This window comes from Sanguibacter sp. HDW7 (assembly GCF_011300875.1).
Taxonomy (GTDB): domain Bacteria; phylum Actinomycetota; class Actinomycetes; order Actinomycetales; family Cellulomonadaceae; genus Flavimobilis.
This window is the reverse complement of record NZ_CP049862.1, coordinates 1,529,975-1,544,290: the sequence shown is the minus strand read 5'-3', so window position 1 is coordinate 1,544,290 and position 14,316 is coordinate 1,529,975. Positions and strand designations below refer to the sequence as shown.

Below are 14,316 nucleotides of genomic sequence, written 5' to 3'. Positions count from 1 at the left end.
CACCCCGGCCGGCCTCACATCGAGGCGATGAGTCGGTCGACGCGCTCGTCGACGCTCGTGAACGGGTCCTTGCACAGCACGGTGCGCTGCGCCGCGTCGTTGAGCTTGAGGTGCACCCAGTCGACCGTGTAGTCGCGCCGGGCATCCTGCGCCGCACGCACGAAGTCGCCGCGGAGACGAGCGCGCGTGGTCTGCGGCGGCACGGAGACCGACTCGAGGACCTCGGCCTCGCTCGTGAGCCGACGCACGAGCCCAGCGTCCTGGAGCTTCGTGAGGAGCCCGTCGGTGCGCGAGACGTCGTGGTAGGCGAGGTCAAGCCGCAGGACGCGCGGGTCGCCGAGGGCGAGCCCGTGACGGGCACGGTACCGCTCGACGAGCCGATGCTTGACGACCCAGTCGAGCTCGGTCTCGACGCTCGACATGTCGCCCGCCCGCAGCGCCTCGACGCCGCGACGCCACAGGTCGACGACCTCGAGGTCCTCGGCCGAGGCGCCGTGCTCGTCGAGGAACGCGACGACACGCGTGAGGTACTCCTCCTGGACGTCGATCGCCGTGACGACCCGACCGTTTGCGAGCGTCACCGGGGCGCGCCCCGTGATGTCGCGGCTGATCTCGCGGATCGCGCGCACGGGGTTCTCGATCGTGAGGTCCCGAAGGTGGACGTGAGCCTCGAGCAGCCGCAGGACGAGGTCGGTCGAGCCGATCTTGAGGAACGTCGTCGGCTCGGCCATCGAGGAGTCGCCCACGATGACGTGGAGCCGCCGGTAGAGCTCGGCGTCCGCGTGGGGCTCGTCGCGCGTGTTGATGACGGGACGGGAGCGGGTCGTCGCGGACGACACCGCCTCCCACATGTGGTCGGCGCGCTGCGAGAGCTGGAACGTCGCCCCGCGCGGCGTCACCTCGATGCGGCCGGCGCCCGTGAGCACCTGCCGCGTGATGAGGAACGGCACGAGCTGGTCGGTGAGCCGCTGGAAGTCCGGGCCGCGACGCACGAGGTAGTTCTCGTGGCTGCCGTAGGAGTTGCCCGCCGAGTCGGAGTTGTTCTTGAAGAGGTGGACGCGACCTGCGACGCCCTCGTCGTCGAGGTGCTCCTGCGCCTCCGCGACGAGCTCCTCGACGATGCGGTCGCCGCCGCGGTCGTACGTGACGAGCTGGCGCACCGAGTCGCACTCGGCCGTCGCGTACTCGGGGTGCGAGCCGACGTCGAGGTAGAGACGCGAGCCGTTCGTGAGGAAGACGTTTGACGACCGCCCCCACGCGACGACCTTGCGGAACATCTGGCGTGCGACCTCGTCGGCCGAGAGCGTGCGCTCCCCCGTCGCCGCGAACGTCACGCCGTACTCGGTCTCGAGACCGAAGATCCTGCGGACGTCCCTCATGCGTCGGCCCCCTCGCCGGTCGTGGCCTCCGTCGTCGTGCTCGGCGCCCCGCTCGACGCGGAGCCCAGGAGCGTCGCGAGCTCGTGGTTCTCGACACGCCGGAACGCGCGCCGCGGCCGCGTGCGGTCGAGCACCGCGACCTCGAGGTCGGCGGCCTGCACGGCCGCGAGCTGCTCGTCGCCGTGCGCGAGGACCTCGGCCGCGAGCCGCAGCACCTCGCCGAGCGACAGCCCCGGACGCCACCGCTCGGCGACCTCCGCGGCCAGGGTCTCGGCGTCGCCGCCGAGCACGACGTGGTCGCGCAGGTCCGCGACCGAGCCGTCGTAGGAGAGCCGGTAGAGCGCGTCCTCGGCGGCGCTCGCGCCGACCTCGGCGACGACGAGCTCGACCTCGAGCGGCTTGGAGTCCGTCGTGAACGCCGCGCCGATCGTCTGCGCGTACGCGTTCGCGAGGCCGCGCGCGCGGACGTCCGCACGGTCGTAGGAGTAGCCGCGCAGGTCCGCGTAGCGGATGCCCGCGACCCGCAGCCGCTCGAACTCGTTGTACTTGCCGACCGCCGCGAACGCGATGCGGTCGTAGATCTCCGAGACCTTGTGGAGCGCGCGCGAGGCGTTGACGGTCGCGAACGCGATGCCGTCGGCGTAACCGACGACGACGACCGACCTGCCGCGCGCGATGCCCTTGCGCGCGAAGTCCGCGCGGTCCTTCATGAGCTGCTCGGGCGAGACGTAGAACGGCATGCTCATGCGCGGGCCTCCCGCCGCTCGGTGAGGACGGAACCCGTGACCTCTGCCAGGACGTCGTCCGCGACGCGCACCGCACCGGCGGGGGTCACGAGGACGACGACGGGCCAGATGTCCCGCAGCGTGTCGGGGCCGCCCGTCGCGGAGTCGTCGTCGGCCGCGTCGACGAGCGCCTCGACGACGACGCGCACCGCGCCGTCTCCGTCGAGACCGCGACGCCAGCGCTTCTTGAGCGACCCGCGCGCGTACGCCGCGCCCGAGCCGACCGCGTGGTGGTCCCGCTCCTCGTAGCGGCCGCCCGTGACGTCGTAGGAGACGATGCGCCCCCGGCCGACCTCCGGGTCGAGGCCCGCGAGCAGCGGCACGACCGCGAGCCCGCGCAGCGCGAGACCGAGCTGCGAGCGGAGCATCGTCGCGAGGCGGTTCGCCTTGCCGTCGAACGACAGCGGGCGCCCCTCGATCTTCTCGTAGTGCTCGAGCTCGAGCTGGAAGAGCCGCACGAGCTCGAGCGCAAGGCCCGCCGAGCCCGCGATGCCGACGACCGCGTGCTCGTCCGCGGGAAAGACCTTCTCGATGTCGCGGCTCGCGATGTACGAACCTGCGGTCGCCCGGCGGTCCCCCGCCATGACGACGCCGCCGTCGAAGGTCGCCGCGACGATCGTCGTGCCGTGCGGCACGCCGTCGACGACGCCCTCGCCGCCGACCGCACCCGGCAGCAGGTGCGGGGCGTGCTCGGTGACGAACTCGATGAACGACGACGAGCCCGGGCGGCCGAACGCCGCAGGAAGACGACCGTGGTCCTGGGTCATCGGCGGATCACTCGCCGCCCTTCTGGACGAAGCCGCGCACGAAGCTCTCGGCGTTCTGCTCGAGGACGTCGTCGATCGAGTCGAGCAGCGCGTCGACGTCGGAGTCCTGCGCGCGCACCTGAGGTGCGACGGGAGCCGGGGCGTCGTCCGCCGCGGGGTCGTGGGGCCTGCTGACGCGTTCCTGACCGGACATCGTTCCTCCTGCGTGCGCGCGGATCGTTGCTCGTCCCATCTCACCACAGGTGAGGGCCCGCGCGGGCGCGCGTCCGCTACGCGAGGAGCGCGGCGAGGAACGCGCCGACGTCGTCGCCGTGCGCGTCGAACAGCGGCCCGACCTGCGCGCGCGTCCCCTTGTGAGGGTCGAGCATCGGCACGCGCTGGAGCGCGGGCGCCCCGGGCACGTCGAGGACCACGGAGTCCCAGCTCGCCGCGTCGAGGTGCGGGCCGAAGCGCGCGACGACCTCGCCGCGGAAGTAGGCACGGGTGCTCACCGGCGGATGGTGGACCGCGTCGGCGACCTCGGCCTCCGTCGTCAGCCGGTCGACCGCTCCCGCGGCGAGGAGTCGTTGGTAGACGCCCCGCTCGGGACGGACGTCTGACCACTGGAGGTCGAACGCCGCGAGCCGCGGGCTCGCCCAGCCGAGACCCTCACGCTCGCGCATGCGGTCGAGCAGGCGGTGCTTGGCGACCCACTCGACGTCACGCGCACACTCGGCGAGCGAGCGCCCGAGGCGCACGAGGACGTCCTCCCAGCGGTCGAGGACCTCCTGCGTCGGCGCGTCGGGCGTGCCGTCGAGCGCCGCGACCTCGCGCGCCGCGTCGAGGTAGAGACCCTGCACCTCGAGCGCGGTGACCGTCCCGCCGCCACGCACGTAGAGCGGCGCCGCAAGGTCGAGGTCGCGGCTCACGCCGCGCACGTCACCGACCGGGTCCGCGAGCCGCAGACCCACGAGCCGCGCGGTCGCCGGCCCGAGCCGGTGAAGGTTCTCCGCGACCGCGAGCACGAGGTTCGTCATGCCGATCTTGAGGAACGTCGCCGTCTCGAGGAGGTTGGCGTCGCCGATGATGACGTGGAGCCGCCGCCAGCGTTCGCGGTCCGCGTGCGGCTCGTCGCGTGTGTTGACGATGGGCCTGCGCAGCGTCGTCTCGAGGCCGACCTCTGCCTCCATGAAGTCCGCACGCTGCGACATCTGGAAGCCCGCGTCCTCGCCGCGCTGGCCGAGCCCCACCCGCCCCGAGCCGACGATGACCTGCCGCGTCACGAGGAACGGCGTGAGGAGGTCGACGAGCGTCTCGAACGGCACCCCGCGGTCGACGAGGAAGTTCTCGTGCGTGCCGTAGCTCGCGCCCTTGCCGTCGCCGTTGTTCTTGTAGAGGTCGACGTCGATCCCTGCGGACGCGAGCTCGCGCGCCGCGCGCAGCATGACGCGCTCGCCGGCGACGTCCCACACGACGGCCTCGCGCGGCGTGAGGACCTCGGGCGCGGAGTACTCGGGGTGCGCGTGGTCGACGTAGAGGCGCGCGCCGTTCGTGAGGATCGCGTTCGACGTGCTCGGGTCGTCGTAGAGCGGCGCGGCAGGCCGCGCGATGCCCGTGACGGGGCCGGCAACGACGAAGTCCCCCGCGTCGGCGTCGCCCGTCGGCACGTCGCCCGAAGGCGCCGGGCGCGACGGGTCGTCCGTGAGGAGCGACGGGTGCGCCGAGGCCCGCTGGAGGTGGAAGCCGCGCGCGTCCGCGAGCGGGTCCTCGTCGAGATAGTCCCAGCGCGGTGGCCGCGGCAGCTCGGCGAGCGCCCGGTACGCATTGACGACCTGCGACGACATGAGGATCGGGTTCGCCCCGGGGTTGCCCGGGGACACGACCCCGTACTCGGTCTCGATCCCGACGACGCGCGTGACGCCCACGTCCGCCCTGCCCTTCAGCGTGCTCAGAGGTACTGGCCCGTCGGGCTCGTGGCCTCGACGGGACGTGCCTGGTTCTCGGTGGCGTGCTTGGCGTGCTGGACGATCGTCCGGATGAAGACGATCCGCTCGCCCTTGCGGCCCGAGACCCGGGCCCAGTCGTCGGGGTTCGTCGTCGACGGGAGGTCCTCGTTCTCGCGGAGCTCCTCGCCGAGCGAGCGCAGCAGATGGTCGACGCGCAGGCCGCGCTCGCCCGAGGCGAGCAGGTCCTTGATCGCGTGCTTCTTCGCGCGGTCGACGACGTTCTGGATCATCGCGCCCGACGCGAAGTCCCGGAAGTAGAGGACCTCCTTGTCGCCGCTCGCGTACGTCACCTCGATGAAGCGGTTGGCGTCGTCGGTCGCGTACATGCGCTCGACGGTCCGCTGGATCATGCCCGCGACGGTCGCAGCGGCGTCCCCACCGTGCTCGGCGAGGTCGTCCGCGTGGAGCGGGAGGTCCGTCGTGAGGTACTTGCCGAAGATCTCCCGCGCGCCCTCGGCGTCAGGACGTTCGACGCGGATCTTCACGTCGAGACGGCCCGGCCGCAGGATCGCGGGGTCGATCATGTCCTCACGGTTCGACGCGCCGATGACGATGACGTTGTCGAGACGCTCTACGCCGTCGATCTCTGCGAGGAGCTGCGGCACGATCGTCGTCTCGACGTCGGAGGACACGCCTGTGCCGCGCGTGCGGAACAGCGACTCCATCTCGTCGAAGAACACGACGACCGGGGTGCCCTCCGAGGCCTTCTCCCGTGCCCGCGCGAAGATCGAGCGGATGTGCCGCTCGGTCTCGCCGACGTACTTGTTGAGGAGCTCGGGGCCCTTGACGTTGAGGAAGTACGAGCGCACCTCCTCCTCCCCGTCGCGCGCCGCGACGAGCCGCGCGAGCGAGGCCGCGACGGCCTTGGCGATGAGCGTCTTGCCGCAGCCGGGAGGACCGTAGAGCAGGACGCCCTTGGGCGGGCGCAGCCCGTGCTCGCGGTAGAGGTCGGGGTGGTCGAAGGGCAGCTCGACCGAGTCGCGGATCGTCTCGATCTGCGGGGCGAGGCCGCCGATGTCCTCGTAGGAGATGTCCGGCACCTCCTCGAGCACGAGCTCGGAGACCTCAGCGCGCGGCACGACCTCGTAGACGAACGCCGTGCGCGTGTCCGCGACGAGCATGTCCCCGATGCGCACGCGCACGCACGTGAGCGAGCCCGCGACGCGCACGACACGTTCGTCGTCCGAACGACCGACGACGACGAGCCGCCCGTCGGCGAGGTGGTCCTTCACCGTGACGATCTCGCCGACCGGCTCGTAGCCCCCGACCGCGACGACGACGAGGGCCTCGTTGAGGCGCAGCTCCTGGCCAGGGCGCAGCGCTGCCGTGTCGATGCCGGGGCCGACCCCGAGGTGCATCTTCCGACCCTGCTGGAGGACGACGACCGACGACGCGTCGATCGCCTCGACGAAGACGCAGAACGAGCCCGGCGGGCGGGCGAGGTCCTCGAGCTGGCTGTTGAGCGTGACGATCTGCTCGCGCGCCCGCGTGAGAGCGTCGACGAGACGGTCGTTGCGCGCGGCGAGCAGCGCGAGCTGCTCGTCGGGGCGGCCGGGATCGGTCATCGTCGCACCTCCTGCGGGACGGGGCCGCCGGGCGGCGGCCCTCTGCCCCGACCCTATGCGCTCAGTCCTCGGCGTCGGGCCCGCGTCCCACATCGCGACGGACTCGCCGCACCTTCTTGTCCGAGACAGGGCGCTCGCCGATGTCCTCGGGCGACCAGTCGTCGGTCGTCGCGGGCGTGTAGCCCTTCGACGGACGGCGCTTGCGCTCGGGGGCCTCGATGCCGTCGGCCATGCGACGTGCCGTGAGGAGGAAGCCCGTGTGCCCGACCATGCGGTGGTTGGGTCGCACCGCGAGACCCTCGAGGTGCCAGCCGCGGATCATCGTCTCGAACGCCTCGGGCTCGCCGAAGCCGCCGTGCGAGCGCAGGTCCTCCGCGAGGCGCGAGAGCTGCGTCGTCGTCGCGACGTAGCAGACGAGCACGCCGCCCGGTGTGAGCGCCGTGTGGACCTCGTCGATGTTCTCCCAGGGCGCGAGCATGTCGAGGACGACGCGGTCGACCTCGCCCGGCCCGGCGACGAGCGGGAGCGTCGGCGCGAGGTCGCCCACGGTGAGGGACCACGCGGGGTGCGGGCCACCGAAGAACTGCTCGACGTTGCCGCGTGCGATCTGCGCGAAGTCCTCGCGACGCTCGATCGAGTGCACCGAGCCGAAGTCCCCCACGGCGCGCAGCAGCGAGAGCGTGAGGGCGCCCGAGCCGACCCCCGCCTCGATGACGCGCGCGCCCGGGAAGATGTCCGCCATCGCGACGATCTGGCCCGCGTCCTTGGGGTAGACGACGGCCGCACCGCGCGGCATCGAGAGCGTGTAGTCGCTCAGCATGGGGCGCAGCGCGAGGTATTCGACGCCCGACGTCGTCGTGACGACCGAGCCCTCAGGGCTGCCGATGACGTCGTCGTGGCGGAAGTAACCCCGGTGCGTGTGGAACTGGCCGCCGTCCTTGAGGACGACGGTGTGGAGCTTGCCCTTGGGGTCGGTCAGCTGCACGCGCTCGCCCGCGCGGAACGGTCCGCGCCGGACGGCCGCACCCGTGGCCTCGGCCGTGGGTGCCGCGGCAGGACGGACGAGCGCGCGGGGCGCGTCGCCCGTGGGCGCGGCGGTGGTCTCGGTCGGGGTGGGGTTCGCGTCGGTCACGAGGCAGGAGTCTAGTTGCCCTGCGCCGCACCGCCGCGCGGGGTCCGCCTGACGGGGGCGCGGAGCGCCGCGACGACCTCGGCGACGACGATGACGCCGACGATGCGCCCGTGACGGACGGCGACGATGACGGGGGCGTCCGACACCGCTCGGACAGCCTCGAAGAGATCGATCCCTGTGAGCGACGCCTCGACCGGCGCGGCCGGGGCGAGGGCTGTCGCGACCTCGAGCACGTGACCGTCGCGCCGTTCGGCGGGGGCCGCCGCGAGCGCCGCGCCGTCGGCCCACGCGATGGGGCGGCCGAGTGCGTCGGGCACGACGATCGCGCGCACGCCGTCGGCGAGGAGCGTCGAGAGCGCGTCGTCGATCGTCGCGTCAGGTTCGACGACGGAGACCGGATGGACGAGCTTGGCCGGGTCGAGCGTCGCAGCACGCGCGGCCGGCACGGCCGAGGCCGCGGCGCGGCCGGCGCCGTGCCACACGAGTCCGGCGAGGACGAGGCCCCACACGACGACGAGCGGGGGCGGCGCGTCCTGCGCGAGCAGCCACCACGCGAGCAGGACGACGACGATCGCGACGGCGATGCCGTAGCCGCTCGCGGCGGCGACGCGCGTCGCCGCCGCGCGGTCGCGCGTCATCCGCCAGACGATCGCCTCGAGCGCCGCACCGCCGTCGTAGGGAAGCGCGGGCACGAGGTTGACGACCGCGACGACGCCGTTGGCGGCGGCGCCCGCGAGGAGGACCTGGACGGTGACGAGGGTGGCCGTCGGCGCGGCGGACGAGCCGAGGACGACGGCGAGGATGCCGAGCAGGAGAGCGAGCAGGACGTTGACCGCGGGGCCCGCGAGCGCGGTGAGCAGGTGGCTGCGGGGCGTCGTGCCGCGCGGGTCGTACGCCGTGTGGCCTCCCCACGCCGTGAGCGTCACGCGCCTCACGGCGTGGCCGTGCCCACGCGCGACGAGCGCGTGCGCGACCTCGTGGAGCGCGACGGAAGCCAGCAGGAGGACGACGAACGCGACGGTCATGATCGTCACGACGGCCGCCGTCGGGATGCCGTTCGCGTGGAGGTCGCCGAGCGGGCGCGCGACGCGCGAGGCGGTGGGCACGTAGACGGCCGCGAGCGCGAGCGCGCCGAGCGGCCACCACGCGTCGATGACGACGGGCGCTCCCGCGACACGTCCGACGACGATGCCGCCGGACGGACGCCTGCCCCCAGGCCCGGTCCCGCTGTGCTCCTCCACAGGGAGCAGACTAGGCGCACCTGGGTGTCGGACCCGAACCCTAGGGTGGAGGCATGACCTCCTCCGCACCCGCCGAGACCCCTCGCGCGCGCCGCGCACCCGCGCTCTCACCGTCCCGTGCGAACGACTACCAGCAGTGCCCGCTGCTCTTCCGGCTGCGGACGATCGACCGCGTCCCGGAGGCTCCGAGCCCTGCGGCGGCGCGCGGAACCCTCGTCCACTCGGTGCTCGAGGGGATCTTCGACGTGCCCGCGGCGGAGCGCAAGCCGGCGCTGGCGCTCGAGCTTCTCCCCCGTGCGTGGGACGACCTGCGGGACCGCCGGCCGGAGTATGCGGGGATGTTCGACGACGACGCGGCCGTCGACACCTGGCTCGGCTCGGCGCGTGCGCTCGTCGAGCGGTACTTCACGCTCGAGGACCCGATGCGCCTCGAGCCGCGCGCACGCGAGCTCACGCTCGAGGCCCGGCTCGAGGGCGGGCCGCTGCTGCGCGGGATCGTCGACCGCATCGACGTGGCGCCGGACGGCGCCGTGCGGATCGTCGACTACAAGACGGGCAAGGCGCCGCGCCCCCAGTACGGTGGGTCGGTCGCGTTCCAGATGCGCTTCTACGCGCTCGTCGTGCTGCTCTCGCGCGGGACGATGCCGGCGATGCTCCAGCTCGTGTTCCTCGGGGACGGGCAGGTGCAGCGCAGCGTTCCGACGCCGGGCGACCTCGAGCGCACCGAGGCGAAGATCCGCGCGGTGTGGGACTCGATCGTCCATGACGCGCAGGAGGGCGACTTCAGGCCGCGGACGAGCAAGCTGTGCGACTGGTGCGCGCACAAGGCGCTGTGCCCCGCGTTCGGGGGAACCGCCCCGGAGTTTCCCGAGGGCGCGGTACCGCTCACGCTCGGGATCTCCTGAGCGCCGGGGGCGCCCTGAGCCGGAGCTGCGGCTACTCGTCGTCGCCGAGGTCGTCGACGATCCCGCCCGCGAGGACGTGACCGAGGAGGCCGAGGTCGAGCGTCTCGAGCGACCTCACGCGGCTGAGGCCGGGGTGCTGGGCGACGGGCACGTGGCCCCGCACGGCGATCGTCGCGGCGCCCGAGGCGAGCGCGGACGCGACGCCGGGGCGCGAGTCCTCGATCGCGACGCAGCGGGCGACGTCGACGCCGAGGAGGTCGGCGGCGCGCAGGTAGGGCTCGGGGTCGGGCTTGCCGCGCTCGACCTCGTCGCCCGTGACGACCACGTCGAACGTGCCGGCGGGCAGTGCGTCGAGCAGGTGCTGGACCATCTCGCGGTAGGACATCGTCACGAGCGCGCACGGCACGCCGCGCTCGCGCAGGTCGGCGAGCAGCTCGGCGGCGCCGGGGCGCCACGGGACCCTTGCGGCGAGCAGCGCCGCGACACGGCCCGTGAGGTCGTCGGCGATCTCCTGGCGTGTGAGGCTGACCCCGTGCTCCTGGAGGGCGACGGCGCTGTCGAGCAGGTTCATGCCGACGAGCTCGAGGCCCTGCGCGTCCGACCAGGTGCCGCCGTGCTCGGCCACGAGCTCGGCCTCGGCAGCGAGCCAGTAGGGCTCCGTGTCGATGATCGTGCCGTCCATGTCCCACAGCACGGCCTCGGGGACGAACCCCGGCGCGTCGACGAGAGTCGTCGCGAGCGTCGCGTCCTGCACGTCCAGCCTCCTTCTGCGGATCTCCCGACCGCTTCCTCCCTCGGCACCCTAGCCGGGGCAACCCGGACAGCGAGCGGTTTCCACACCTTCCGGACGGGCGATGTCGGTCACACCGGGTGCACCGTGCGTGCCGGACGCGGCCGCAGCTCGACCGCGGCGAGCACCTAGGCTGGAGGGATGGACGACTCCGAGCTCCCCGAGCAGGCCCCGGCACGGGACACGGTCCTCGTCGCCGCGTTCGAGGGGTGGAACGATGCCGGCGGAGCCGCGACCGCGGCCGTGCTCCACCTCGTCGAGCAGCTCTCCGCGACGAAGGTCGCAGACATCGACCCCGAGGAGTTCTACGACTTCCAGGTCAACCGGCCCGTCGTCGCGACCGAGGAGGACGGCTCCCGCTCGCTCACCTGGCCGACGACGACCGTCGCCGTCGTGACTCTCGGCGACCGTCGCCTCGTCCTCGTCCACGCGACCGAGCCCTCGATGCGCTGGCGCACCTACTGCACCGAGCTCCTGCGGATCGCCGACGGCCTCGACGTCGGAACCGTCGTCACGCTCGGCGGGCTCCTCGCCGACGTCCCGCACACGCGGCCCATCCCCGTGACGGCGACGAGCGACGACCCCACGACGCGCGCGCTGCTCGACCTCCCGTCGAGCGAGTACGAGGGTCCGACGGGCATCGTCGGCGTCCTGCAGTCCGCCGCGCGGGCGCACGGGCTGCGCTCCTTCTCCGTGTGGGCGGCGGTCCCCCACTACGTCGCACATGGTCCGTCACCCAAGGCGACGCTCGCGATCCTCTCGAGGCTCGAGGAGCTGCTCGGCCTCACCGTGCCGCTCGGCGACCTCGTCGACGACGCGCGCGCGTGGGAGGACGGGGTCGACGTCCTCGCCCGCGAGGACGAGGAGATCGCCGAGTACGTCGGGCAGCTCGAGGCCGCCAAGGACGCGGTCGATCTCCCCGAGGCGAGCGGGGACGCGATCGCGCGCGAGTTCGAGCGCTACCTGCGCCGTCGCGAGGACGGCAAGGGCGACGGCCCCGGGCGCCCGGACGGGCCAGCGGCCTGACGGCTGCTGACCGCCGAGGTCACGCGCTCCGCAGCCCGAGCTCGCGCGCGTGGACGACGGCCTCGCCCCGGGTCGAGATCCCGAGCTTGCGGTAGATGCTGCGCACCTGCGTCTTGACCGTGTTGCGGCTGACGAAGAGGTACGTCGCGATGTCGTCGAGCGTCGTCTCCTCGTCGAGGTGCGTGAGGACCACGCGCTCCCGTCGGGTGAGGTCGGTCCGTGGTGCGGCAAGGGTGTCGATCATGGTGGTCTCCGTCGTCAGGGCGCTCCGTCTCGAGCCCGTCTACCTCCTGAGACGGGCGGGCACAGGATTCATGACGCGACTTTCGTGACACGACTTTCCGCGCCGGATGGGGCTGGAGACCTACGGGTCGCCCGGGCGCCCATCGCGTCCCGTCGCCTACCGTGGGGCCCATGGACGTCCGCATCTTCACCGAGCCCCAGCAGGGTGCGTCGTACGACGACCTCCTGCGCACCGCCCTCGCCGCCGAGGCCCTCGGCTTCGACGCCTTCTTCCGCTCCGACCACTACCTGCCCATGGGCACCGACGGCCTTCCCGGCACGACGGACGCGTGGACGACGCTCGCGGGCCTCGCCCGCGACACGACGACGATCCGCCTCGGCACGCTCGTGAGCCCCGTGACCTTCCGGCACGCAGGCGCGCTCGCCGTCCAGGTCGCGCAGGTCGACCAGATGTCGGGCGGCCGCGTCGAGCTCGGGCTCGGCGCCGGCTGGTTCGCGCGCGAGCACGAGGCCTTCGGTCTGCCCTTCCCCGCGCGACGCTTCGGGATCCTCGCCGAGCACCTCGAGGTCGTCACGGGCCTGTGGGCGACGCCGCCCGACGCGACGTTCACGTTCCGCGGCGAGCACGTCACGCTCGTCGACGCGCCCGGTCTCGCGACGCCCGTGCAGCGTGCGGGCCGCGGCGGCGCACCGGGCGTCCCGATCATCGTCGGCGGCTCCGGGCCGCGGCGCACGCCCGAGCTCGCGGCGCGCTTCGCGGCCGAGTACAACGCCTCCTTCCCGGAGATCGACGCGATCCCCGGACGTTTCGCGACGATCCGCGAGGCCGCAGCTGCGGCTGAGCGTCCCGACGGCGACCTGCTGTGCTCGGTCGCGCTCGTGTGCGCCGTCGGACGCGACGAGGCCGAGTTCCGCCGCCGCGCGGACGCGATCGGACGGGAGCCCGACGAGCTCCGCGAGCACGGCGTGTGCGGGACCGTCGACGAGGCGGCCGAGCGGGTCGCCGCGCTGCGCGACATGGGTGTCGAGCGGCTCTACCTGCAGGTCCTCGACCTGCACGACCCGGACCTTCTCGAGCTCGTCGCCCGCGAGGTCCTGCCCCGCGCGAACGCCAGCTGACCCGAGTCACGGCTCGACTCGTAGGGCTCCAGCACCTTCGGACGGTGCTGGAGACCTACGAGTCGGCAGAGGTGGGGGCTAGATGCGGACGCCGAGCAGCGCGTCGAGCGTGCGCGCGACGACGCCCGGGGCGCCCTCGACGACCTCGACGTCGCTCAGCGCGGACTCGGTCACCGCGCGCTCGGCCCATGCGTCGACCGCAGCGAGCGCGCGCGGCGTGTCGAGATCGTCACGGAGCGCAGCACGGATCTCGACGAGCATGTCCGTCGCGTCCGGCCCACCGTTGCCCGAGACCGCCTCGCGCCAGCGCTCGAGGCGCGTCGTCGCGGCCGCGAGGTCTGCGTCGAACCACTCCCACTCGGCGCCGTGGTGGTGCGCGAGCAGCGCGACCCGCACCGCCATCGGGCTCACGCCCTGCTCGACGAGCCGCGAGACGAGCACGAGGTTGCCGAGGGACTTGCTCATCTTCTCGCCCTCGTACGACACGAGCGCCGCGTGGACGTTGACGACGGCGGCCTGCCCACCGAGCATCCGTACGTGCGACGACGTCATCTCGTGGTGCGGGAAGAGCAGGTCGGAACCTCCACCCTGGACGTGGATGCGGTCGCCGAGGCCCTTGCGCGAGATGACCGCGCACTCGACGTGCCAGCCCGGCCGGCCGCGGCCCAGGCTGCCCGCCTCCCACGCGGGCTCGCCAGGACGTTCGCGGCGCCACAGGAGCGGGTCGAGCGGGTCGCGCTTGCCCGCACGGCCCGGGTCCCCGCCGCGCTCGGCGAAGAGGTCGAGCTGCTGCGCGCGCACGAGGTGCGCGACCGTGCCGAACGCGTCGTCGTGCGAGAGGTCCGCGTAGACGTCGCCGAGCTCGTCACCGTCGACGACGCCCTCGGCGGGGTCGACGGGCACGCGGTACGCGGCGCCCGAGGCGAGCATCGCCTCGACGGCCTCGGCGACCTGCGGGACCGTCTCGACGACGCCGAGGTAGAGGTCGGGCGGCAGGACTCCGAGCGCCGTCATGTCACGCCCGAAGAGCTCGATCTGCTCGGCCGCGAGGTCGCGCCAGTCGACGCCCGTCGCGGTCGCACGCTCGAGCAGCGGGTCGTCGACGTCCGTGACGTTCGAGACGAGCCGCGTGCGCAGCCCCGCGTCGCGCCACGTCCGCAGCAGGACGTCGAACGTCACGTACGTCGCCGCGTGCCCGATGTGGGTCGCGTCGTACGGCGTGATCCCGCAGACGTAGAGCCCCGCGTCCGGGCCGTCGACCGGCTGGACGCGGTCGCCGCTGCCCGTGTCGAGGAAGGTCGGCGGGGTCGACGCACCAGGTGTCGTCGGGAGGGCAGGGATGTACGGGGTCGGCCAGGCATGCACCGACCCAGCCTAGC

At 73.1% G+C, this 14,316-nt stretch carries 14 protein-coding genes; 3 read left to right on the top strand and 11 right to left on the bottom strand.

Going from position 1 to position 14,316, the window contains the following annotated elements:
* Positions 1 to 14: 14 nt before the first annotated feature.
* The 8 genes from pafA to G7063_RS07180 form a co-directional block, all read right to left on the bottom strand.
* Entirely contained in the window at positions 15 to 1,379 is a 1,365-nt protein-coding gene (gene pafA / locus G7063_RS07215; RefSeq protein WP_166413789.1) for a Pup--protein ligase, read from the bottom strand.
* Positions 1,376 to 2,125 carry a proteasome subunit alpha gene (gene prcA, locus G7063_RS07210; protein WP_166413788.1) on the bottom strand — a complete coding sequence of 250 codons (750 nt, stop codon included), beginning with the start codon at positions 2,123 to 2,125 and terminating at the stop codon, positions 1,376 to 1,378. Before prcA ends, pafA begins: the two co-directional genes overlap by 4 nt.
* Entirely contained in the window at positions 2,122 to 2,931 is an 810-nt protein-coding gene (prcB, locus tag G7063_RS07205; RefSeq protein WP_166413787.1) for a proteasome subunit beta, read from the bottom strand. The genes prcA and prcB overlap by 4 nt, the downstream gene beginning before the upstream one ends.
* A 7-nt stretch (positions 2,932 to 2,938) precedes the next feature.
* Entirely contained in the window at positions 2,939 to 3,124 is a 186-nt protein-coding gene (locus G7063_RS07200) for a ubiquitin-like protein Pup (protein WP_166413786.1), read from the bottom strand.
* A gap of 76 nt (positions 3,125 to 3,200) precedes the next feature.
* Positions 3,201 to 4,835, bottom strand: coding sequence for a depupylase/deamidase Dop (dop, locus tag G7063_RS07195; protein WP_166413785.1), 1,635 nt, complete (start codon positions 4,833 to 4,835; stop codon positions 3,201 to 3,203).
* Positions 4,836 to 4,858: 23 nt separating this feature from the next.
* Positions 4,859 to 6,481, bottom strand: a complete 1,623-nt coding sequence (gene arc, locus G7063_RS07190; protein WP_166413784.1) for a proteasome ATPase — start codon at positions 6,479 to 6,481, stop codon at positions 4,859 to 4,861.
* 61 nt (positions 6,482 to 6,542) lie between these two features.
* The gene (locus G7063_RS07185) at positions 6,543 to 7,613 is read right to left on the bottom strand and encodes a tRNA (adenine-N1)-methyltransferase (protein ID WP_166413783.1); all 1,071 of its coding nucleotides are present in this window, start codon (positions 7,611 to 7,613) and stop codon (positions 6,543 to 6,545) included.
* A gap of 11 nt (positions 7,614 to 7,624) precedes the next feature.
* Entirely contained in the window at positions 7,625 to 8,854 is a 1,230-nt protein-coding gene (locus tag G7063_RS07180) for a site-2 protease family protein (RefSeq protein ID WP_166413782.1), read from the bottom strand.
* A gap of 53 nt (positions 8,855 to 8,907) precedes the next feature.
* On the opposite strand from G7063_RS07180, the gene G7063_RS07175 reads away from it, so the two are divergent.
* Complete coding sequence (locus G7063_RS07175) at positions 8,908 to 9,759, top strand: PD-(D/E)XK nuclease family protein (RefSeq protein WP_166413781.1); 852 nt, start codon at positions 8,908 to 8,910, stop codon at positions 9,757 to 9,759.
* 31 nt (positions 9,760 to 9,790) lie between these two features.
* Here G7063_RS07175 and G7063_RS07170 read toward each other — a convergent pair whose 3' ends face one another.
* Positions 9,791 to 10,513 carry an HAD family phosphatase gene (locus G7063_RS07170; protein WP_255454247.1) on the bottom strand — a complete coding sequence of 241 codons (723 nt, stop codon included), beginning with the start codon at positions 10,511 to 10,513 and terminating at the stop codon, positions 9,791 to 9,793.
* Positions 10,514 to 10,690: 177 nt separating this feature from the next.
* Between G7063_RS07170 and G7063_RS07165 the strand changes: the two genes are divergently transcribed.
* Positions 10,691 to 11,575, top strand: coding sequence for a PAC2 family protein (locus G7063_RS07165; protein ID WP_166413780.1), 885 nt, complete (start codon positions 10,691 to 10,693; stop codon positions 11,573 to 11,575).
* 19 nt (positions 11,576 to 11,594) lie between these two features.
* Here the strand turns inward: G7063_RS07165 and G7063_RS07160 are convergent, their stop codons facing one another.
* Complete coding sequence (locus G7063_RS07160; RefSeq protein WP_166413779.1) at positions 11,595 to 11,819, bottom strand: LuxR C-terminal-related transcriptional regulator; 225 nt, start codon at positions 11,817 to 11,819, stop codon at positions 11,595 to 11,597.
* Between the two features lie 170 nt (positions 11,820 to 11,989).
* Between G7063_RS07160 and G7063_RS07155 the strand changes: the two genes are divergently transcribed.
* The gene (locus G7063_RS07155) at positions 11,990 to 12,937 is read left to right on the top strand and encodes a TIGR03560 family F420-dependent LLM class oxidoreductase (RefSeq protein ID WP_166413778.1); all 948 of its coding nucleotides are present in this window, start codon (positions 11,990 to 11,992) and stop codon (positions 12,935 to 12,937) included.
* 78 nt (positions 12,938 to 13,015) lie between these two features.
* On the opposite strand, the gene mshC is transcribed toward G7063_RS07155, so the two are convergent.
* A complete protein-coding gene (mshC, locus tag G7063_RS07150; protein ID WP_166413777.1) occupies positions 13,016 to 14,302 on the bottom strand; it encodes a cysteine--1-D-myo-inosityl 2-amino-2-deoxy-alpha-D-glucopyranoside ligase in 1,287 nt (428 codons plus the stop codon).
* Positions 14,303 to 14,316 lie beyond the last annotated feature (14 nt).

Coding starts and splice junctions, on each gene's coding strand:
- G7063_RS07200 (WP_166413786.1), bottom strand. CDS start 3,124: ATGTCCGGTCAGGAACGCGTCAGCAGGCCCCACGACCCCGCGGCGGAC.
- arc (WP_166413784.1), bottom strand. CDS start 6,481: ATGACCGATCCCGGCCGCCCCGACGAGCAGCTCGCGCTGCTCGCCGCG.
- G7063_RS07165 (WP_166413780.1), top strand. CDS start 10,691: ATGGACGACTCCGAGCTCCCCGAGCAGGCCCCGGCACGGGACACGGTC.
- prcB (WP_166413787.1), bottom strand. CDS start 2,931: ATGACCCAGGACCACGGTCGTCTTCCTGCGGCGTTCGGCCGCCCGGGC.
- pafA (WP_166413789.1), bottom strand. CDS start 1,379: ATGAGGGACGTCCGCAGGATCTTCGGTCTCGAGACCGAGTACGGCGTG.
- G7063_RS07155 (WP_166413778.1), top strand. CDS start 11,990: ATGGACGTCCGCATCTTCACCGAGCCCCAGCAGGGTGCGTCGTACGAC.
- G7063_RS07160 (WP_166413779.1), bottom strand. CDS start 11,819: ATGATCGACACCCTTGCCGCACCACGGACCGACCTCACCCGACGGGAG.
- G7063_RS07175 (WP_166413781.1), top strand. CDS start 8,908: ATGACCTCCTCCGCACCCGCCGAGACCCCTCGCGCGCGCCGCGCACCC.
- prcA (WP_166413788.1), bottom strand. CDS start 2,125: ATGAGCATGCCGTTCTACGTCTCGCCCGAGCAGCTCATGAAGGACCGC.